This is a genomic window from Anaerosporobacter mobilis DSM 15930 (assembly GCF_900142955.1).
Taxonomy (GTDB): Bacteria; Bacillota; Clostridia; order Lachnospirales; family Lachnospiraceae; genus Anaerosporobacter; species Anaerosporobacter mobilis.
In genome coordinates this window covers 110,906-133,447 of record NZ_FRCP01000015.1, presented here as the reverse complement: position 1 = coordinate 133,447, position 22,542 = coordinate 110,906, and the positions used below count along the sequence as shown (strand labels likewise).

General features: G+C 34.3%; 17 protein-coding genes. 14 read left to right on the top strand and 3 right to left on the bottom strand.

The annotated features are described in order from the left end of the window. Window positions 1–27 precede the first annotated feature (27 nt). The 12 genes from BUB90_RS15175 (at window position 28) to BUB90_RS15120 (ending at window position 15,597) form a co-directional block, all read left to right on the top strand. Window positions 28–312 (top strand): HPr family phosphocarrier protein, encoded by a 285-nt coding sequence (locus BUB90_RS15175; RefSeq protein ID WP_073289285.1) that lies wholly within the window; start codon window positions 28–30, stop codon window positions 310–312. Between the two features lie 130 nt (window positions 313–442). After that, complete coding sequence (locus BUB90_RS15170; protein ID WP_073289284.1) at window positions 443–1,840, top strand: NAD(P)/FAD-dependent oxidoreductase; 1,398 nt, start codon at window positions 443–445, stop codon at window positions 1,838–1,840. 488 nt (window positions 1,841–2,328) lie between these two features. Further along, window positions 2,329–4,002 (top strand): 2-isopropylmalate synthase, encoded by a 1,674-nt coding sequence (gene leuA, locus BUB90_RS15165; protein ID WP_073289283.1) that lies wholly within the window; start codon window positions 2,329–2,331, stop codon window positions 4,000–4,002. A gap of 297 nt (window positions 4,003–4,299) precedes the next feature. Next, window positions 4,300–6,663 carry a bifunctional glycosyltransferase family 2 protein/CDP-glycerol:glycerophosphate glycerophosphotransferase gene (locus BUB90_RS15160; RefSeq protein ID WP_073289282.1) on the top strand — a complete coding sequence of 788 codons (2,364 nt, stop codon included), beginning with the start codon at window positions 4,300–4,302 and terminating at the stop codon, window positions 6,661–6,663. A gap of 23 nt (window positions 6,664–6,686) precedes the next feature. Beyond that, entirely contained in the window at window positions 6,687–7,466 is a 780-nt protein-coding gene (locus tag BUB90_RS15155; protein ID WP_073289281.1) for an ABC transporter permease, read from the top strand. 88 nt (window positions 7,467–7,554) lie between these two features. Next, complete coding sequence (locus BUB90_RS15150; protein WP_073289280.1) at window positions 7,555–8,295, top strand: ABC transporter ATP-binding protein; 741 nt, start codon at window positions 7,555–7,557, stop codon at window positions 8,293–8,295. Window positions 8,296–8,379: 84 nt separating this feature from the next. Further along, window positions 8,380–8,787, top strand: a complete 408-nt coding sequence (gene tagD, locus BUB90_RS15145; protein ID WP_073289279.1) for a glycerol-3-phosphate cytidylyltransferase — start codon at window positions 8,380–8,382, stop codon at window positions 8,785–8,787. A 16-nt stretch (window positions 8,788–8,803) separates the two neighbouring features. Continuing rightward, on the top strand, window positions 8,804–9,625 hold the full coding sequence (locus BUB90_RS15140) for an HAD-IIA family hydrolase (protein WP_073289278.1): 822 nt from the start codon (window positions 8,804–8,806) through the stop codon (window positions 9,623–9,625). 78 nt (window positions 9,626–9,703) lie between these two features. Further along, on the top strand, window positions 9,704–11,920 hold the full coding sequence (locus tag BUB90_RS15135) for a CDP-glycerol:glycerophosphate glycerophosphotransferase (RefSeq protein ID WP_073289277.1): 2,217 nt from the start codon (window positions 9,704–9,706) through the stop codon (window positions 11,918–11,920). Window positions 11,921–12,398: 478 nt separating this feature from the next. After that, window positions 12,399–13,601, top strand: coding sequence for a CDP-glycerol glycerophosphotransferase family protein (locus BUB90_RS15130; protein WP_073289276.1), 1,203 nt, complete (start codon window positions 12,399–12,401; stop codon window positions 13,599–13,601). Between the two features lie 4 nt (window positions 13,602–13,605). Next, complete coding sequence (locus tag BUB90_RS15125) at window positions 13,606–14,781, top strand: CDP-glycerol glycerophosphotransferase family protein (RefSeq protein ID WP_073289275.1); 1,176 nt, start codon at window positions 13,606–13,608, stop codon at window positions 14,779–14,781. 78 nt (window positions 14,782–14,859) lie between these two features. Beyond that, window positions 14,860–15,597 carry a glycoside hydrolase family 25 protein gene (locus tag BUB90_RS15120; RefSeq protein ID WP_073289274.1) on the top strand — a complete coding sequence of 246 codons (738 nt, stop codon included), beginning with the start codon at window positions 14,860–14,862 and terminating at the stop codon, window positions 15,595–15,597. Between the two features lie 100 nt (window positions 15,598–15,697). Here the strand turns inward: BUB90_RS15120 and BUB90_RS15115 are convergent, their stop codons facing one another. Then, the gene (locus BUB90_RS15115) at window positions 15,698–16,753 is read right to left on the bottom strand and encodes an LCP family protein (RefSeq protein ID WP_073289273.1); all 1,056 of its coding nucleotides are present in this window, start codon (window positions 16,751–16,753) and stop codon (window positions 15,698–15,700) included. A gap of 102 nt (window positions 16,754–16,855) precedes the next feature. Continuing rightward, window positions 16,856–18,256, bottom strand: coding sequence for an undecaprenyl-phosphate glucose phosphotransferase (locus BUB90_RS15110; RefSeq protein ID WP_073289272.1), 1,401 nt, complete (start codon window positions 18,254–18,256; stop codon window positions 16,856–16,858). Between the two features lie 346 nt (window positions 18,257–18,602). Here BUB90_RS15110 and BUB90_RS15105 point away from each other — a divergent pair, with 346 nt between their 5' ends. Then, entirely contained in the window at window positions 18,603–20,285 is a 1,683-nt protein-coding gene (locus BUB90_RS15105) for a S1C family serine protease (RefSeq protein WP_073289271.1), read from the top strand. Between the two features lie 187 nt (window positions 20,286–20,472). On the opposite strand, the gene BUB90_RS15100 is transcribed toward BUB90_RS15105, so the two are convergent. After that, complete coding sequence (locus BUB90_RS15100) at window positions 20,473–20,697, bottom strand: hypothetical protein (RefSeq protein ID WP_073289270.1); 225 nt, start codon at window positions 20,695–20,697, stop codon at window positions 20,473–20,475. 364 nt (window positions 20,698–21,061) lie between these two features. Here BUB90_RS15100 and BUB90_RS15095 point away from each other — a divergent pair, with 364 nt between their 5' ends. Next, on the top strand, window positions 21,062–22,438 hold the full coding sequence (locus BUB90_RS15095; RefSeq protein ID WP_073289269.1) for an MATE family efflux transporter: 1,377 nt from the start codon (window positions 21,062–21,064) through the stop codon (window positions 22,436–22,438). Window positions 22,439–22,542: the final 104 nt, after the last annotated feature.

Here is a 22,542-nt window from a genome sequence, read left to right as displayed (position 1 = left end):
TGTAAAAGAGTAACATGAGGAGGCGCTATGGTAAGTAAGAAAATAGTAGTGCAAAGTGCATATGGACTGCATTTACGACCAGTTAGCTTACTATGTCAAGAAGCATTGAAATATTCTTGTCACATTATGTTATTAACAGAATCGAAATCGGTGAATGCAAAAAGTGTGTTAGGAGTGCTTGGTGCCTGTGTAAAAAATGGAATGGAAATCGAGCTACAATGTGATGGAGAAGACGAAAAGGAAGCTCTTGAAGCAATTATAAGTTTATTGGATTCGATCTTTAAGGAAGAGAAACAGAATAAAGAAGAATAGAATTCTTGACAAAATACAAAATATATTATATACTAAATCGCTCGCCTACAAGGCGAGCGTTATTTATGACTCAAGTTAATAGAAGGTTCTACTAGTGCTTTCGATTTTAAGGAAAAGATAGGTGATTATTATGAAATATGATGTTATTATAATAGGTGCTGGTCCAGCAGGAATTTTTACTGCCTTGGAAATGATCAAGAATAAATCGAATAAGAAGATTGTTATCATTGAAAAAGGATGCTCGATTAGCAAAAGACGTTGCCCAAAAACAACAACGAAGAAATGTGTTAATTGTAAACCGTACTGTCATATAACAACAGGTTTCTCAGGAGCAGGAGCTTTTTCTGATGGTAAATTATCATTAAGCGCAGAAGTAGGTGGAGATTTACCTTCATTAATTGGAGTAGATGTAGCAGAAGAAACAATTAAATATGCGGATGATATATACTTGGAATTCGGTGCTGACACTAAAGTAGAAGGTGTTAATGTTGGAGATAAGGTAAAAGAAATTCGTAAAAATGCAATTAAATCAGGTCTAAAATTAGTAGATTGTCCAATACGTCATCTTGGAACAGAAGCAGCTCAAGAAATTTATCTTAAGATTGAGAACTTCTTATTAGAGAATGGTGTAGAAATCAAATTCGATACAATTTGTAAAGATATTATAGTTGAAGATTCCACTTGTAAAGGAGTTATTCTTGCTAGTTCAAGAAAGCAAGATGAAATGGAAACTTTGGAAGCAGATGAAATTGTTATTGCAACAGGACGTAAAGGTGCTGATTGGTTAGAAAAGATGTGTGAAAAACATGATATTGAACATCAACCAGGTACTGTTGATATCGGTGTTCGTGTAGAAGTTCGTAATGAAATAATGGAAGATGTCAATAATGTATTATATGAATCTAAGTTGATTGGTTATCCACTTCCATTCAAGAATAAAGTAAGAACTTTCTGTCAAAATCCTGGTGGATTTGTTAGTCAAGAAAACTACGATAATAACCTTGCAATTGTAAATGGACATTCGTATAAGAAATTAAAATCAGAAAATACAAACCTTGCAATTCTATGTTCTCATAACTTTATTGAGCCATTCAATCAACCGATTGAATATGCTAAGAGAGTTGGAGAGTTAGTGAATATGTTAGGTAATGGACAGATTCTTGTACAAAGATTCGGTGACATTCTTGAAGGTAAAAGAACTTGGCAAGAAGAGTTAAACCAATCCAATGTTAAGCCAACAATGCCAGATGCAATAGCTGGTGATATTACATCAGCTATGCCATACAGAACGATGGTTAATATTATCAACTTCATTAAGGCAGTTGATACGGTTGTACCTGGTTTTGCAAGTAACGAAACACTATTATACTCACCAGAAATCAAATTCTATAGTAATCGCATTAAGATGGATAAGGATTTCAAAACAAACATCAAAGGATTACATTGTCTAGGAGATTCTAGTGGTTGGACAAGAGGATTGATGATGTCATCTGTAATGGGTGTATTAATGGGAAGAGAATTAGTATAGTAAGGAAATTGGATTATGAGAAATCTGGATTAAGAAGAGGCATACGTTGTCTCCAATAATCATAATTATTTATATAGATAGAGATACAAACACCAGCAAGAAGATATATTCCATCTTTTTGCTGGTGTTATAAAATATATATTGATAAAGTAAAGTGCTAATGTTATAATGTAAAACAAAACTATTCAGATACTAAATTTGAATAGCCAATGTGTAACTAGATTATGGCAAAGAGGTCAATCTTTACAGGATCTTTGTCATGAGTCGATGGTCAATTTAAGAAAATTAAATTGGTATCATCAACTTACCTACATATAATAGAAAAGGAATGATAAGGATGGGGCTAGAGTAGACAGAGCAAAATTGTTTATAATCAAGCGATATAGTGTGATCTATCGACTCCGTAGTTTGGAATGTTGCGAGGCTTTATTGTGAACGGATTGTATTGTTTAAAGTTCAACAAATTCTAAATTTAGGAGGAAAACAGTATGTTAAATTATAAGAAATATCAAAGAGTACCTGTTGTGAATTATCCGGAACGTGAGTGGCCAAATAAAGAAATTGAGAAAGCACCAGTGTGGTGTAGTGTTGATTTACGTGATGGAAATCAAGCGTTAATTGAGCCAATGGTTGTTGAAGAGAAGATTGAATACTTCTGTATGCTAGTGAAATTAGGCTTTAAAGAGATTGAAGTAGGATTCCCTTCTGCTTCACAAATCGAATTTGATTTCTTAAGGCAATTAGTGGAACGTAATTTAATTCCCGATGATGTTTGTGTTCAAGTGTTAGTACAATGTAGAGATCATTTAATCAAGCGTACATTTGAAGCATTAGAAGGGATTAAAACAGCAATTGTACATATCTATAATTCCACATCAACTCTACAACGTGATGTTGTGTTTGATAAATCCAGAGAAGAGATCAAACAAATAGCTATTGATGGAGCTATGTTGGTAAAGGAATATGTGAAAGAGTTTCCTGGTAAGATTATCTTAGAATATTCACCAGAAAGTTTCACAGGTACAGAACTTGATTTTGCATTAGATATTTGTACGGCAGTTCAAGATGTTTGGCAGCCTACAAGTGACAATAAGATTATATTTAATTTGCCATCTACTGTTGAGATGAATACACCAAACGTGTATGCAGATCAAATCGAGTGGATGAGCCGCCATTTTAAAGATAGAGAGAACATTATTCTTAGTGTTCACCCTCATAATGATCGAGGTACGGGAGTGGCCTGTGCAGAACTTGCATTACTTGCAGGTGCCGATCGTGTGGAAGGAACCTTGTTTGGTAATGGTGAGAGAACGGGTAATGTTGATATCGTGAATATTGCTTACAATATGTTTTCACAAGGAATCAACCCAGAACTTGACCTTACTCATATAAATGAAATTGCTGAAGTTTATGAAAGATGTTGTAAGCTTCCAATTCATGCTAGACACCCATATGTTGGTAAATTGGTGTTTACTGCTTTCTCTGGTTCGCACCAAGATGCTATTAACAAGGGTGTTAAGGCTATGCAAGATAGGAACAGTGAGATTTGGGAAGTACCATATCTTCCAATCGATCCAAGTGATATCGGTAGAGAATATGAACCAATTGTTCGTATTAATAGCCAATCAGGTAAAGGTGGCGTAGCATTCGTTATGGATACGTATTATGGATTCAAATTACCAAAAGGTATGCATAAAGAATTTGCTGATGTTATTCAGAAGATTTCTGAAAAACAAGGAGAAGTGGCACCAGATCAAATCATGGAGGAATTCAAGAAAGAGTATCTTGATAAGAAAGAACCACTTCATTTCAAACGTTGCAAGATGGAGGATATCTCAGATGGAGATAGTGACTTTGATACCAAAGTAGTATTAACATACATGTTCAAGGGTGAAGAAAAGGTTATCGAAGATTACGGCAATGGACCAATCGACGCGGTTCAAAGAGCGATGCAAGATTCTCTTGGAGTAAAAATTAAAGTGTTAGATTACTCAGAGCATGCCCTAAGGGAAGGTTCTAATGCACAAGCAGCAGCTTATATTCATATGTTTGACCAAGAAACTAACCTAGCAACTTTTGGTGTTGGTGTAAGTTCTAATATTACGAGAGCATCTATTCGCGCCATCTTTAGTGCAATCAATCGTTTGAGATTTAAAGATTAAGAAATAATTAAGAATCTTATAACGTAACGATCTTACAACTTAAAATTAAATACCTCTTTAATACGTTGATTTATTATTAAAGTAGGTAAAATAGGATAATACTAGTATAGAGGAGTCTATACATTATGTACATTTCGATTCCGCATATAGGAATATATGGGTGTTGATTGTATATAGTGTATAGATTCTTTTGTTGAATTATGGGCTTTATGCAATTCGTGCACGTTGACTTGAATGTATAAAAATGCTATAATTCTTTGAATGGTTTAAAAAAGAATTTGGAGGAAAAGGATAGAAATGAAGGTAAGTGTAATTATTCCGTTTCATTATGGAATAGCATTTTTAGAGGATTGCCTTATTAGTTTAAGAGAACAGAATTATCGTGATCTAGAGACAATTCTAGTGTGTGACCATATTGAGGAGAATATAGATGTATTGGTAGCTGAATTTGGGCAAGATTTGAATATGAGCGTTTATCATCTTGATGAAACTACTGGTGTAGCTGCAGCAAGAAATCTAGGACTTGATAAGGCACAAGGAGAATATATATATTTCTTAGATTCCGATGATTACTTATATATAGATACATTGGCTTTGCTTGTTGAATCAACAATTGATACAGATGCTGATATTGTATACGGTAAGAAGAAAAGATCTTGGTTTAAACGTAGCGTATATATGAGTACAGTTATGGAAAATGCTGATGAAGAGAATGCAGAGAGCGATGAAGATAACAATGCATTTGAAGATGCAGAATCAAATGCTGAAAACGGAAACGAGAGCGAGTCTAAGAGTTCGATTGATGATGATAATAGTGATGAAGATGATGATTCTGCTGATGATGAGAACGAAGTGGAGTTAAGCGAAGAGGAATTAATGGCGGCAGAAGAGCGTAGGATTAGACGTAAGAGAGAACGTGCTCATCATACGATGGTTACTACTAGAAAAGGTATCCGTAATGTTTCTGTTTTGAATATCTTGATGAAAAGAAGTGTTATTGAAGAAAATAATATCCGTTTTAATGAAAAGTTTAAATTCTATTCTGACTTATCATTTTTAGTACAAGTATTAGAATACGCTCAGATTTTTGAGAAGAAGATGCGCGCGGTATATATTAAGAGAAAGCATAATGATTCTATTAATATGCCAGCATTATCACAGATAAAAGACCCTGGCAAATTTGATGAGTATATTGAAGCCTATTACTACACAATATCATTAATACCAGAAGATAGCACATTAAGACGACGTGTTGATCGTAAGATTATCAATTACTATGTAAAGACTTTCGCCCCAAAACTTCGTAGAAGCACCAATGATGCTTGGAGAACAGAACGCTTTGAGATACTTCGTAAGATTGTTAATAATATGGATCCTTCTGTTATTAAGATGCAAAAGGGCTACAGAAAACGTTTAGTGAAAGCACTTATGAAAGGCGATTTGAAGAAATCACAACGCCTTGTTAATTGGGATCTTGGTAAGAAGAAATTCAAGAAAATTATTACGAATAAGAGAGCATTAGCTAAATTCTTATATATTCACAGTTTCTTAAAGAAACCAATGATGGAGAACTGGGTAATATGTGAAAGTTTCTTTGGTAAGAGCTATTCGGACAGTCCAAAGTATATCTATGAATATTTGTCTAAGACTTATCCAGGTAAATACAAATTCATCTGGGTAATCAACAACAAAAAGTCAGACATTCCATATCCACACAAGAAGGTGAAGAGATTTAGTATTCGCTATGCCTATTACCTAGCACGATGTAAATATTTCGTATTCAATGTAAGACAACCTCGTTGGGTACGAAAGAGAGAAGGAAGTATATTCCTAGAGACATGGCATGGTACACCACTTAAGAGATTAGTATTCGATCAAGACGAGGTATGTGGAGCATCACCACAACATAAAATCCAGTTTTATAAGGATTCAAGAAAGTGGGATTATCTAGTATCCGCAAACTACTTCTCTTCTGATGTGTTTAGAAGTGCATTCATGTTTGACAAAGAGATGTTAGAGTTTGGTTATCCAAGAAACGATATCCTCTATGCAACAGATAAAGAAGAAAAAGCAATCTCGTTAAAGAAGAAATTAGGTATTCCATTGGATAAGAAGACAGTACTATATGCTCCAACGTGGAGAGATGACGAATTCTATGGTAGTGGACAATACAAATTTGAGTTAAAACTAGATTTAAGAAAGATGAAGCAGGAATTAGGTGATGAATATGTAGTATTACTTCGTACCCATTACTATATTGCAGACTCTTTAGATACGACCGGTGTGGAAGACTTTGCGTTCAACTTAAGTAAATACGATGATATTGCTGAGATTTATTTAATCTCTGATATATTAATTACAGATTACTCATCTGTATTCTTTGATTATGCGAATTTACAAAGACCTATGTTATTCTTTACGTACGATTTAGAAAAATACAGAGATGTATTACGTGGGTTCTATATCGATATGTTAGAAGAAGTACCAGGACCACTTCTATTTACTTCTGATGAAGTGTTAGAGGCAATCAAGAATATTGATAAGATTGAAAGAGAATACCGTGATCGTTACCGTGTATTCTATGATAAATTCTGTAGCTTAGATGATGGACATGCTTCAGAACACGTAGCCGAGACAGTTTTTAATCCAAAAAATAACTAATAGTTAAAGGATGTTTATCGACAATGAAAAATCATATTACTAATTTTTTAAAGTACGACTTCCTATTATCGGAGTTAGTAAAGAAAGATATTAAATTAAAATATAGAAGATCTATTCTTGGGCTTTTTTGGACACTATTAGAGCCTTTACTAACGATGCTTGTATTGACAGTTGTATTCTCTAAATTGCGTTCTAAGGGCGATGAGTATTTTCCTTTGTATATATTAACAGGTAGACTACTCTATACATTCTTTGCAAACTCATCGAAGGCCGCTATGAAGGCAATTCGAACCAATAGTGGAATGATTAAGAAGGTATATATACCGAAGTATATCTATCCATTATCCAATGTTATATCAAATTTTTTGATATTCCTATTGTCCTTACCAGTAGTAGTGTTGGTTGCAATTGTTTTAAAAGTACCAGTTACATGGCATGTGATTGAAGGAATCATTCCACTCGTATTACTATTTATCATGTCACTTGGAGTAGGTATGATTTTATCTGCCATGGCAGTATTTTTCCGTGATATTGAATATCTTTGGTCAGTAGTGCTTATGTTAATTATGTACTGTAGCGCAATATTCTATGAACCGGAGAGTGTAATTAAAAACGGATATGCATGGGTGTTCACAATCAATCCGCTATATGCAATTATTACAAACTTCAGAAACTCCATAATCTATGGTACTTCTATGGATATAAATGCATTGATTTATTCTACGGTATTTAGTTTTGGCTCCTTAATTATAGGTGTTTGGTTCTTTTATAAGAAACAGGATAAATTTATCTTAAACATATAGATAAATTTATTATAGTGAAACTCAAGTAACTAACCAGATTAGAGTTTCAAATTGCTTATTAATGAGAGATAGTTGAAAGGAGCAATACATGAAAGACGTAGTTTTAAAAGTTGATCACGTTGGAATGCAATTTAATCTAAGTGCTGAAAAGGTTGATGATTTAAAAGAATTTATTATAAAGAAATTAAAAAGACAGATAACATATAAGGAATTTTGGGCATTAAAGGATGTTAGCTTCGAATTAAAAAAAGGAGAACGCCTTGGAATTCTAGGTTTTAATGGTGCTGGTAAAAGTACTTTGCTTAAGGTTATTGCGGGAGTTTTAAAGGCAACGGAGGGTTCCGTAACGACTAAGGGTAAGGTTGTACCATTACTTGAGTTAGGTGCTGGTTTTGATAAACAGTATACAGGTAAAGAAAACATCTTTCTATATGGTGCAATGCTTGGATATACGAAAGAGTTTATTACGAGGAAGTATGAAGAAATTCTAGAATTTTCCGAACTTGGTGATTTTATCAATGTTCCAGTTAAGAATTATTCTTCTGGTATGAAAGCGAGATTAGGTTTTTCCATTGCAACAATTGTAGAACCCGAGATACTAATTCTAGATGAGGTATTATCTGTAGGCGATGCCAAATTTAGAAAGAAGAGTGAAAAGAGAATTAAGGATATGTTTGATAAAGGTGTAACGGTATTATTTGTATCCCATTCCCTTGAGCAAGTTAAACGCCTATGTGACAGAGCTATTATATTAGAACATGGACATATTATTGCAAATGGTACAGTAGAAGAAGTAAGTGCAATATATGAAGAAAAACTAAATAAATAATGTAGCAAAGTAATGTTTAAACAAGTAGAAGAATTTTGTGCAATACTATGAGTTGCCATATTCTGAGAAAGGTAAGGGTTTAAGATGAAGAAAGTTATTACTTACGGTACGTATGATTTATTACATGTTGGCCATATTAATTTATTAAGAAGAGCGAAAGCAATGGGAGATTATCTATTAGTTGTATTATCTTCTGATGAATTCAATGCTTTAAAACACAAGACAGCTTATCACTCTTATGAAGATCGTAAAACAATTTTAGAAGCAATCAAATATGTTGATGAAGTAATTCCTGAATATACTTGGGAACAAAAAGTGAAAGATGTTGTGGATAACAACATTGATATCTTCGTTATGGGCCATGACTGGGAAGGACAATTTGATTTCTTAAAAGATTACTGTGAAGTTGTATATCTTCCTCGTACAGAAGGCATATCAACGACTAAGATAAAAAATGACCTAAATATGGGAACATCGGATCACCAAGAATAAAACTAAAGGATAGCCAATGAAAGCGATTACTAATGACATTAAAAACAAAAAGTTATTTCTTCTCGATATAGATGGTACCGTTTCATTTGACGCAACGCCTATCGAGGGAGCCTTAGATTTCCTTGCAGAAGTAAGGAATCTTGGTGGTAAATATGTGTTCATAACCAATAATTCTACAAAGAGTATAGAGGATTATATTATTAAGTTCACGAAGATGGGAATACCGGTTGACGATAGTAGTTTCTTGACTTCCACTACTGCAACAGCGACCTTTCTAAAGCAACGTTATGATGAACAATTATTGTACGTACTTGGAACGAAATCGTTTGTTAACGAGTTACGTAAATATGGATTAAAGGTTACGGAAGAAGCTAATGATTCTTTAAAGAGTAGTATTGTAGCTGCAGTCGTAGGCTTTGATAGTGAATTAAACTATACTAAGATTGAGAACATATGTGAGTTGCTACAGACAACGAATATTGATTACTTTGCTACAAATCCAGACTTATCATGTCCTGTGTCATATGGATATATTCCGGATTGTGGTGCAATCTGTAACCTACTTAAAGAGGCAGTGAAACGCGAGCCTGTGTATCTTGGAAAGCCAAATAATCTTATGGTTGATATGGCCTGTGAAGAAAGTGGATATTCGAAAGAGGAAACCATTGTTATAGGGGATAGACTCTATACGGATATCGCTTGTGGGATTAATGCTGGTGTGGATACAGCAGTTGTATTTACAGGAGAAGCAAAGTATGAAGATCTTAAGTCGACAGCATTTCCACCAACATATTATTGTGATTCCATTAAAGATTTATATATTGCATTAAGAGATTAGAATAGGTTGCCGCACAAAAGCATTTCAGAATGAAGTTATTTGTGTGGCACCTTGTTTTGTATATAGGAGGAATTAGTATTGGGTGTCAGTATAATTATTCCATATCATAGAGGGGAACATTTTTTAAGAGATTGTTTGGATAGTATAGTAGAAGCAAGACTTGAAGAGTATGAAGTGATTATTGTTCGTGATGTGAATCGTCTGAACAATGTTGATGAGGAAAAGAGTATTTTGCAATTGCTAGAATGGTATAAAACAGTATTACCAATAAGGGATTTTACTTTATTAGATAAAACTGGTGTTGCAGCAGCGAGAAATCTCGGTCTAAGTAAGGCTAGTAAAGAATATGTATATTTTATGGATAGCGATGATTATTTAATATATGATGGCTTAAGTAAGATGCTACAAGTAGCATCATCTAGTGAAGTAGCCGTGGTATATGGTACTATGTGCCTAACATGGTTTAAGCGATATACTTTTTTGAAAACTGATAAACAGGAAATGTATAAGGACTCTAAGGATGTTGCTACTGATATGGTTAAGAGATATGATGTGAGTGATGTAGCAGAGCAGTTGTTTAGGGAAGAGGTAAGTGTACTTAATATGCTAATCAAGCGATCTTGGTTAGAAGAAAGTGGCTTACACTTTGATGAAGCAAACGAGTTTTACTCAGATCTATCGTACGTAACGGGTTTACTAGCAAGAAGTACAAGTGATGATACCTGGATTTGTAGTAGGTCTAAAACCTATGCGAAGAGATACCATAATGATACAATTCAATATCCCTCCTTATCGCAAGTGAAAGCAAATAACCGTATGGAACAATTCTTAGACGCTTATGTTGCTTCTAAAGGATATATAAGAGCTTCTAGTGAGGATTTAACAGATCTCTTAGACGAATATTGTTGTAGATTTCTTCTACAAAACTATGAAAAGTCCTATCATGGGAAGAACGATCCTGTATTAACAGAAACCACCTTTGGTGCATATTCCATAGCGTTACATGATATGAATAATCGTGTGTTTATAAACTTTAATAAACAGCAACAACAAATCCTTATGGCAATTAGAAACAACAAACAAGAAAAGGCAGTTAAGATAGCGAACAAGATGTTTATGAAACGAAAGAAGAAGGGCTTATTTGGGAATACCATTCAACGAGCGAGAGCACTAGATAAATTCATCTTTCGTAGATTACCGATTAAGCGTAACTGGGTTATGTTTGAGAGTTTTGGTGGAAAGAGCTATTCAGATAATTGTAAATATATCTATGAGTATATGTTAAGAAACTATGGAAGCGAGTATAGATTTATTTGGGTTATGCGAGATCATAAGATAGTTATACCGGGGAATCCCGTTATCATTAAACCAAATACGTACAAGTACCTTTATTACCTTGCAAGGTCCAAGTTTCTTGTGTTTAATAGTAGGCAACCAATTTGGTATAATAAGAGAAAAGAGAGTGTGTTTATTGAAACTTGGCATGGAACTCCTCTTAAGAAACTAGTTTTTGATATGGAAGATGTACATTCAGCTTCTTTAACGCACAAAGAAGATTTTTATAAAGTATCTAGAAAGTGGGATTATCTTCTATCAGATAATAGCTTCTCAACTGAGGTATTCGAGCATGCATTTCTATTTGATAAAGAAAAGATTGTAGAGTATGGTTATCCAAGAAATGATTTATTATACGCAGACAATGCAGATGAGATTGCAGGGTTTGTAAAACAAAAGCTTGGAATACCACAGGGAAAGAAGGTCATTCTCTATGCACCTACATGGCGTGATGATGAATATTATTCTCACGGGAAATATAAATTCTCACTTGCTATTGACATTGAACAGATGAAACAAAGATTAGGTGAGGAGTATGTACTTCTTCTGCGTACCCATTACTTTGTGGTAGATCAAGTGGATTCTTTATGTGGAGATGGGTTCGTTTACAACGGAAGTCGTTATCAAGATATAACAGAATTATACCTTGCTTCAGATATCTGCATTACGGATTATTCCTCTGTATTCTTTGATTATGCTAATCTTAAAAGACCAATATTATTCTTTACGTATGATTTAGAGAAATATAGAGAAGAATTACATGGATTCTATATTAATATGGAGACAGAAGTACCTGGTCCTCTCTTACAGACGAATGAAGATTTAATACAGGCAATCGAACATATTAATGATGTTGAAGAAACATACAAGGAACGGTATAATACATTCTATAATCGTTTTTGTGGAATCGATGATGGACATGCAGCTGAAAGAGTCGTTGAGAAACTGATTCGTGGGTAAGGGCGAAACTCCCTAGACTGTTTTGAACATACTTCTAGACTTGATACTATGCACAAAACACGCTACGAACTAAGTTACTTCTAAGTGTGTGCGATACGTCTGCTAATGTTACGGACACGCCTTCAACACGACATCCTGTCGTGGTGAAGGCTGACTCGGCCTCCATGCCTCGTCTTCCTTTGTTATAAGCACACACTAAGAAGTACTATAGTTTCTTTGCTATCGTTTCTTAGCATAGTCTCAATTCTAGAAGTATGATATAATGTGTAGATGAGTTTCGTTATTAACCAGAATGGTTTCGATTTGAACTAGAACAGTTTGTCTATTAGCTAGAACAGTTATGATATGAACAGATTCTCTATTAGCTAGAAGAGTTCCGTTATTAGCTAGAACAGTTTCGATTTGAACTAGAATAGTATCGTTATTAACTAGAATATCTCGTTATCAGTTAGGTAAGTTTCTTTAATAAGGAGTATATATGAGGAAAGTATTGCAATTAGTACGAAGCATTGTTAAGAAGTGCATCGTGCTAATATATAGAATTTTGAATAAGATATTGCCATTACAGAAAAAGACCATTGTGTTTGGCAGTAATTTGGGTAGAAATTATTCGGGGAACCCAAAGGCAATCTACGAGAATATGGTTGAACAGGGGCTAGACCAAATCTATCATATTGTATGGTTTTTTGAGAATGAGAATACGAAGATACCTGGAAAAGCTAAGATTGCAAAGTATGGACGTTTTAAGTATCTTTATTATATGGCTGTAGCTAAGATCTGGGTCTTTGATTGCAGACAACCCAAGTTCTTAGTGAAAAGAAAGGGAGTTACGTATATCCAGACGTGGCATGGAACACCTCTTAAGAAGTTAGCCCTTGATATGAAAGAAGTAACCATGGCAGAAGGAAAGGATACAGACGAGTATAAGAAGGATTTTTATGATAACGCTCAAACTTGGGATTATCTACTATCACAGAATTCTTATTCTACAGCAATCTTTCGTAGGGCATTTGCTTTCTATAAGACGATGGTGGAGGTGGGATATCCAAGAAATGATATTCTATTCACTGGTAACAATGAGGAGACAATTAAGGAGCTTAAAATGGAACTTGGATTACCTCTTGATAAGAAGGTAATCTTATATGCTCCTACCTGGAGAGATGATGAATTCTATTGTCAAGGAAGTTACAAATTCAATCCAAGCTTAGCGTTCCATATGTTTATGGAGAGGTTAAGAGAGGAATATGTATGTATTGTAAAGTATCATTATCTTATTCAGGATTCCATTGATTGGGCTGATTATAAGGGATTTATCTATGATTACGATAAGAGTTATGATATAGCCAATCTTTATCTTGTATCAGATATGCTCATCACAGATTATTCTTCGGTTATGTTTGATTATAGTTTGTTAAATCGTCCAATGTTCTTCTATGCGTATGATTTAGAGAAATATAAGGATATCCTTAGGGGCTTTTATTTTGATTTTGTTTCTGATGTACCAGGTCCAATTTCTCTTAAGACGGAGGACTTAATAGATGATATTCTACATTACGACGCTAACGATTACAGAGCAAAATACACAAGATTTCATGAAAAATACAATCATTTAGACGATGGACATGCTTCAGAAAAGGTTGTAGACATCATTAAATCTCATATAAGTAGGAATGGAGAATAGATTCATGAAACAATTCGCAAAAAAGATAGGATATATGCTTTTTGCATTTTTCTTCTATATTGATCGTATCTTTACTAGAGTTAATAAACATAAAGTATTCTGCATTATGACCCATGATAGTAGTATGGATAGCAATGTTGGTATGATTATTCAAGAAATGAAGAAGCAAAATCCAAATTATAAGTTCTATTATATTAAGAAAGAAGATACTGCCGAAGTTAAGAATGCAGGGAAAGTTAACCGTTTTCTTGAATTCTTCTTAGTGAAACCATTTCATATGGCAACAGCTGGCTATATATTTTTAGATAACATCTTCTTACCAATGTCATATCTGCATTTTTCTTCTAAGACAAAGGTAGTGCAATTGTGGCATGGAACAGGAACGATTAAGAAATTCGGTCAAGATGCAAATGAGGGAAATCTGAAGAAATTAGAGTATCGTGCAAATCGTACAATTACCCATCTAATTGTGAATGCAGAGGGGATTAGGGAACAATATGCGGGTGCCTTTGGTGTAGAGTTAGATAAGGTTTATGCAGCTGGTTTACCAAGGACAGATATCTTGTTTGATAGTAAGAAGCAACATAATGATAAGAAAGTATTCTATCAACAGTATCCAGAATTAAAAGATAAGAAAATTGTATTATATGCTCCAACATTTCGTGATGAAGAAGTTGCGAAACCGAAGATGGAGCTTGATTTGGATGCATTCATTAACCAGCTACCAGATGATCTAGTATGTATCATTAAACTTCACCCGTTTGTAGCTAGGCAATATGCATGGACAAAGGAGCAACAAGAAAGGTATAAAGGTAGGATTTACAATCTGTCCTCTTATCCTGATACGAATACCTTATTACTAGTTGCAGATGCTCTTATAACAGATTATTCTTCAATTATATATGAGTATTGTTTAAGAGAGAAACCAATGGTCTTTTACGCATATGATTTAGAAGCCTTTGAGAGTAAGGGAAGAGGCTTTTACGAGCCATATGAAGCATTTGTTCCAGGCATGGTAGCTAAAACAACAGATGAATTAATTGAAGCAATTAAGTTGAATATATATGAAGAAAAATATGACCTAGAACGAATTGAATGGTTTAGAGATAGACATTATCAATATTTTGATGGGAAGTCTACTGAACGTGTTATCGAATTAATAAGTTCGAATGATAAATAGAGTACAAAGGTACATGCCGGTGGTGGGTATATCATATCTGTCACCGGCATACTTGATTGATATATAAGGGGGGAATATATGAAGAAATTAAGAAAAAGAGGAAGGATAATTATATTGTGCTTTGTTATCGCTGTTATACTTGGTGGAGCATGCTTGTATGCGGTTTATAATGGATATATACTATTAAATAATCCATCAAAAAATAAGTATCCAATCCGTGGAGTTGATGTTTCCCATTATCAAGGTGAGATCGATTGGGAGGTACTCTCATCAGAAAGAATTCAATTTGCTTATATCAAAGCAACAGAAGGCAGCAGCCATGTAGATGATAGGTTCCTATATAACTTGGAACAGGCAAAGATGACAGAGTTATTAGTAGGTGCTTATCATTTCTTTAGTTTCGATAGTCCAGGAGAAGAACAGGCGAAGAATTTCATTAAGAATGTGGAGGTAGATGAGTCGATGCTACCACCTGTAGTTGATGTTGAATATTATGGAAATAAGAAAAAGAATCCACCCAATGCTGATAAGTTACGAGAAGAGTTGCAGATTTATCTGGATTCCATTCAGGAGTATTATAATCTTACACCAATCATTTACGCCACAGAGGAAATGTGGAATGCTTATCTAAAGGGGTATTTTGATTCGTATCCTTTGTGGATTAGGAATGTAATAACCAAGCCAAAGATTGAAAGAGAATGGACTTTCTGGCAATATACCAATCGTGGTAGGTTAAAAGGCTATCAGGGGGAAGAAGCGTATATCGATCTAAATGTTTTCTATGGAGATAAAGAGCAGTGGAAGGAATTTCACTAGATTCATAGGGCTATGCAAAGAGAAACTCCGTGAATGAAGATTTAGCACATTCACGGAGTTTTATTTAATGGTAAAGGAGTTTGATGTCTAAAGCTTACTGCTATCTACCAGCTATCTCAGAACTGTATCCTTTCACTGTTTTAGACGGTTCATAATCTTTTTGATCAAATAGGAACTCGTGGAGTTTTGAAACATTAGATGATAGTGTATCAGCTAATACATAAGATACCCCACCGATTTTCTTAGCAGTCTTATCGAATGGAAAACCTGTTTGGTCTTTAATATCATAAGAGAAGATATCCTTTCCTAAGCTTAGCATCTCTGTGTTTGATAAACTTGTATAGACCTGTGGAATCATCTTGTTAGCAACTTTAGCAAGTGTGAAAGGGTTAGCTTTCTTAGCTTTTTTGAAAATCTGATCCATAACCGTACGTTGTCTTTCGGCACGAGTAAAATCTCCACCAGCCGTGTAACGTACACGACAGTAGGCTGTTGCTTGTGTACCATCTACGGTTTGTTTACCAGCTTTTTTAAGATATTTATAGTCAGTACCATTGATTTTAGCAACGTCACGTGTATAGTTGTTTACGTGTTTTAGTTCATCTTCTTGAATATCAAGGGTAATACCGCCAAGTAAATCAACGACATTGGTAACAGCACTGAAATTTACTGTAACGAAATCGGTAACATTTAAGTCAAAATTCTTATTAATAGTGTTAATCGCTAACTCAGGTCCGCCGTAAGCATAGGCATGATTTATTTTGGTATAGCCGTGGCCTTCAATGTATACATAGGTATCTCGATATATGGAACTTACTTTAACATCCTTTGTTTTTTTGTTGATACTTACAATCATGATGGAGTCGCTTCGGGTGTTCTTTTTCAAATCATTTGCTCTAGAATCGACACCGAATACAGCAATATTACGATAACCATCTAATTCTTTTAAATTAATATTATTAAACTGAATGTTATCAAGGTTAAGCTCTTGCCTTGGGATACGACCGAGTTGGAAGTATAGGTATACAACTGGTATTAAAACTAGAATTACAATTAGTTCGATAATGATAAGTTTACGTAGTCGTTTTTTCTTTTTCTTCTTCACTTTTTTCACTAGCTCTCTCTGGTTTTCATAGTTTCCTTGATTGTCTCGCATAAGCGCCTCCTAGGTACAAAGTCGAGATACAACTCAAGTATAACTTGAAGTATCCCGACTTATTATGTTGACGAATGCCGATGATATCGTTACATTCGCATATTAGTATGCATTTTTGTTGATAAATCCCTTAAAGAATGTCAGGAATAATATTTTTATGTCAAGGCCAAGGGTCCAATTTTCAATATAGTATAGATCGTGATCAATACGTTTTCTAATAGAAGTATCACCACGATAACCATTTACTTGAGCCCAACCAGTTAGGCCTGGACGAACTTGATGTTTAATCATATAACGAGGAATCTCTTCCTTGAATTTTTCAACGAAATAAGGTCTTTCAGGACGAGGTCCGATCAAACTCATCTCTCCTCTTAATACATTGAATAACTGAGGTAATTCATCGATACTCGTTTTACGTATAAATTTTCCAATAGGAGTAACACGCGGATCGTTTAAGGTTGTCCATGCCTTCTTCTCAGCAGATTCTGATTGAATCTCCATAGAACGGAATTTGAACATCTTGAATTCCTTGTTATGAAGACCAATTCGCACTTGTGAGTAAATTAATGGTCCTTTTGATGTTGTCTTAATTGCAATCGTTACAATCAGCATTGGAATGGAGAAGATAATTATAGCAACTAACGCTCCGATTATATCGATACATCGCTTAATTGTCTTATTGAATGTATTGCTAAGTGGAACACGACGGATATTGATTATTGGTAAACCACTCAAATCTTCAATATACGGTTTTGTAGGTATAATGTTATTATAATCTGGAATAAACAAAGTGTGTACACCTGATTTCTCACAAGCGGCTACTAAATCTTCTAACTTAGAGTATTCACTAATGCTTAACGTAATAGCAATCTCATCAATTGTATTCTTTTCTAGCAATTCGGTTAATTTGTGCGTACCACCTAGAATCTTAATATTCTTGTACATATCACCTTCTTGTTTGGTATCATCAAGGATACCAAGAACATGATAACCCCATTGAGGATTGGCACGAATACGATCGATGTATCCTTCCGCAGTACGACTGTAACCTACTATTAATATGTGTTTCAAATTGAAACCATGTGATCTGATTGAATGAAGTATTTTAATCAGAATTCTTCTATAAAGATACGTAATGGCTACATTCATCATAAAGAAAATAGTAAGGAATGAACGGGAAACATTGATATCTTTTTTGAAGATGTATAGGAGTAGGATGAAGTATATTGTACCTACAATATTAGCCTTAATAATGTTGAAAAATTCTGTCTTATGTCCTTTACTTCTCTTTGGTGCATATAGATTACAATAATAATAAATTATAGAATATGCAGGGAGAAGGTATATGGAGTAATGTAGCATGGTTGACCATGGCAAGAACCCCTTGTCTGGCTTAAAGATAATAAAACGTGTTACGTAACTCAATGTGTAAGCGATGAACAACGCAATTAAGTCCAAAATTCCATGAAACCTATTAAATGTTTTCTGATTATCTTTAATCATTGATATGAAATCACCTCTGTATTCTCATAATGTATAAATAAAATGGTATTCAGAAATTCCCCAAAAAACAGAATTACTGAATTGCTATGTAATAACCATAGATCGGAAAAAGTTATGACATAACGTCCTTATTATAATACATTACCAACTTTTAATCTACAACAAAAAAATTCTTAATAATTTCTTATTATTCACATTCTTTACACATTTTGATGTTATGATAACATTTAAATAAATATATTTAATATATGTAACATATGTAACTAATGAGAAACAGCGAAGCTGTTTCTAGGGATTACACAAAGTGTAAGACTATACGATGTTTTGTATGGAAAGGAGATAACCTATGGAGAAGGATTATGATAATAGCAATATGAATTCAAATAGTAATTCCAATGATGGTTGGAATGAATATACAAACACTTACAATGAGCAGTATCAGAACAATAGTAACCAAGAGGTAAATCAATATAATAACGGATACTATGATACAAAGAGCAATGAGGATTCACAGTATACTGGCGGAGAATTCTATGATATTCATCAATATCAAGATACCTCTTATAGATATGTTAAAGAAGAGATACCACAAGATGATTTTATGAATGGAGGACAAAGTTTCTCCGAAGAACCTGTATCTCAGATGGAGAATGAAGAGAAGAAGCCTAAGAAAAAAAGCAAGAATATTGTAAGGTTCATAGCAAAAGCTGCTGCTTTCGGTCTTATAGCGAGTGTAGCGTTCTTAGGAGCGAATGCAATATATTATAGAATTAATCCAGAAGCAAATGAAAGTGTAATAGTAGGAAACGCAGGAGCTGGTAATTCTTCCTTGAATACCAATCAGGGTGCTGGTAATAATTCCATTGCAACAACGACGATTTCCAATGCTGGAGTTGTATATAATACAGACGTATCTGATGTGGTTGATGAAACAATGCCTTCCATTGTGGCAATCACAAGTACCGTGACACAATCTTATAACGATTGGTTCGGCCAAAACTATGAGCAGGAAGTCGAAGGTAGTGGTTCCGGATTTATCGTTGGTAAGAATGATAATGAATTATTGATTGTTACCAATAACCATGTAGTAGATGGTGCGAAAGCTATTGCAGTTAAGTTCATTGATGATGAAATCTATCAAGCTGAAATCAAAGGAAAAGATAGTACGGCAGATTTAGCAGTAATCGCGGTTAAATTAAAAGATATTAGTGATGATACGATGGGAAAGATTAAGATTGCCACTTTAGGTAACTCTGATGATATTAAGGTAGGACAAATGGCTATCGCTATTGGTAATGCATTAGGTTATGGTCAATCGACAACAGTTGGTTATATTAGTGCCAAGGAAAGAGAAGTTACCATCGAGAATAATACTATGACATTATTACAAACAGATGCAGCAATTAATCCAGGTAACAGTGGTGGAGCATTACTTAATATCGCTGGTGAAGTTATTGGTATTAATTCAGTTAAATATGCAGATAGTTCTGTAGAAGGTATGGGATTTGCAATTCCAATTACCCGTGCAATGCCAATTATCAATGATCTTATGAACCGTGAAAAGATTGCAGAAGGGGAAGCAGGTTTCCTTGGAATCGCTGGAAGCACAGTATCCTCTGATATGATTAGTGGTTATGGTTGGCCAGAAGGTGTTTATATTGACTCCGTAGTAGAAGGTGGACCTGCAGAAGAGAGTGGAATCTTACCTAGAGATATCGTAACAAAGATTAATGATACGAATGTTACTACTATGGAAGCGATGCAAGAAAGAATATCAAGCTATCGAGCAGGAACAAAAGTAAATGTAACGATTCAAAGACTAGAAAATGGTCAATTCGTAGAGAAAACTTTCGAAGTTAAGTTAAAGAAAAAGACACAGGTAATTAAAGAAGATACAACAACATCAAATAATTCAGAATCGAAAGGAACCACAACTCCAGATGATAGCCAGAATGATCAACAAACTGATCCATTTAGTGAATTCTATGGTGAAGATGGAAGCTTACAGATTCCTGGATTCGGAAATTAAATATCCATAATGCATAGAGTGCAATATTAAACAACTTAGTTATGCTAGATGCTATAGGTGAACACACCGTTTCACTAGATAGCATTCAGCAGCTAAGTTGTTTTTTTGTATGAAAATATTAAGGATTAGAAATCAAAAAAAGCTCCGAAGGAGCTTTTTATATGGAATACAGTTATTTTTACTTTAATTAGTCAATTGATTCAATTACTAATTTGAATTCCTCATCAACTTTTTCTACTTTACCATGCATAGCAAAGAAGTTTTCACAATTAGGGCACTCCATTTCATCAAAATCGATGTCGAAAGAGTTTGCACCTTCTAATTCTGTTTCATCTTCTGCTTCTAAATCTACATTAATCTCAAATCCAATTTTACAGTATGGACACTTTACATCTGCTGTGATATTAGTCATTGATATCCTCCTTAGGTGAACAAGTTTGTAACTAATTAAACTCAAAAGTTTAAATAATACACAAATAATTAATAATACCACATCATTATAGCATAGCTAGATAAGTGATACAACTTAATGTTTATTAAGATTCTAATAACAAAACATAAACTGGTAGATTTGTACTAGTTTAAGGCAAAATTATTATAGCAGTTTTTAATAGAAATTGTTATAGTAGAATGAGTCGACAGTTTCAATTTAATTTTCTTTAGAATTGCAGCTGTCGAATTACCTCGCGAGAGAGGGTTTTTCGTTGAACATAGCAGTTAGCTACTCTTCGAAATCTTCAAGTGCAAAGTCTGAGTAATTAAAAAAGGAGAATGTTATGAGAAAGCTAATTGGAGACAAAAAATTCTATCGTATGATACTAGGAATTGCGATTCCTATTATGATACAGAATGGAATTACGAATTTTGTTGGAATGATAGATAATATCATGGTAGGTAGGGTTGGAACGGAACAGATGTCTGGTGTCGCAATTGTGAACCAATTATTTTTTGTGTTCAACCTCTGTATCTTTGGTGGTGTATCGGGAGCAGGAATTTTCGGAGCGCAGTTTTACGGACAAGATAATCAGGAAGGAGTAAGAAGTGCATTTCGTTTTAAGATTATTATATGTACAATAATGCTTGCGATTAGCATGATTATATTCTCGGGTTTTGGAACGTCATTAATATCAATGTATCTTCATGAAGGCAGTAATGTAGGGAATATTACATTGGCACTTTCCTATGGAGAGAGTTATATGAGAATCATGTTAATTGGACTTATACCTTTCATGATGATTCAAATATATGCTAGTACATTGCGAGAAACGGGACAAACGCTTACGCCTATGATAGCAGGTATTATCTCTGTTATCGTCAACACTACACTAAATTATATTCTTATATTTGGTAAATTTGGAGCCCCTGCACTTGGTGTGGAAGGAGCTGCTATAGCAACTGTTATTGCTAGATTTATTGAAGCAGGAATTATTATTGTGTGGACACATATTCATTATAAAAAGAACCAGTTTATTGTGGGAATATATCGGACATTACGAATACCAACAGATTTGAGTAAACAAATAATAGTAAAGGGAATGCCATTATTAGTGAATGAAGCACTATGGTCGGCAGGTATGGCGATGCTTATGCAGTGTTATTCTGTTCGTGGCATTGCTGTTGTTGCTGGGTACAATATATCATCAACTATTTCTAATATGTTCAATATTGTATTTATTGCTATGGGTAGCACAGTATCTATTGTTGTAGGGCAGCTACTCGGTGCAGGTAAGATGGAAGAAGCGAAGGATACGGCAAACAAGATGATATTCTTCTCTGTTATAACAAGTATAGTAGTTGGACTTTTCATGGGTGCAATTGCCCATGTATTTGTTAATATCTACAAAACAGATGAAGAAGTAAAATACCTTGCCCGCTCGTTTATACGCATTGTTGCACTTATGATGCCTATACAGGCATTTTTAAATGCGGCCTATTTTACGTTACGTTCGGGAGGTAAGACAGTAATAACTTTCCTTTTTGACAGTTGTTTTGTATGGGTAGTAAGTATCCCAGTGGCATTATTTTTAACTAGACTTACAGGTATGTCGATTTTATGGATTTATTTTATTTGTCAATTTGCAGATATAATTAAATGTATTATTGGTTATGTCTTGGTTAAAAAGGGAGTTTGGCTCAATAATATAGTAGAATAAAAAAAATAAAAAAAGGTGTAACCTTTTCTTCTCATTTACGAATAATAAGTGTAAACATTAAAACAATAATAATATGAATAAGAATTGCGCCAAAAGCGCGCACG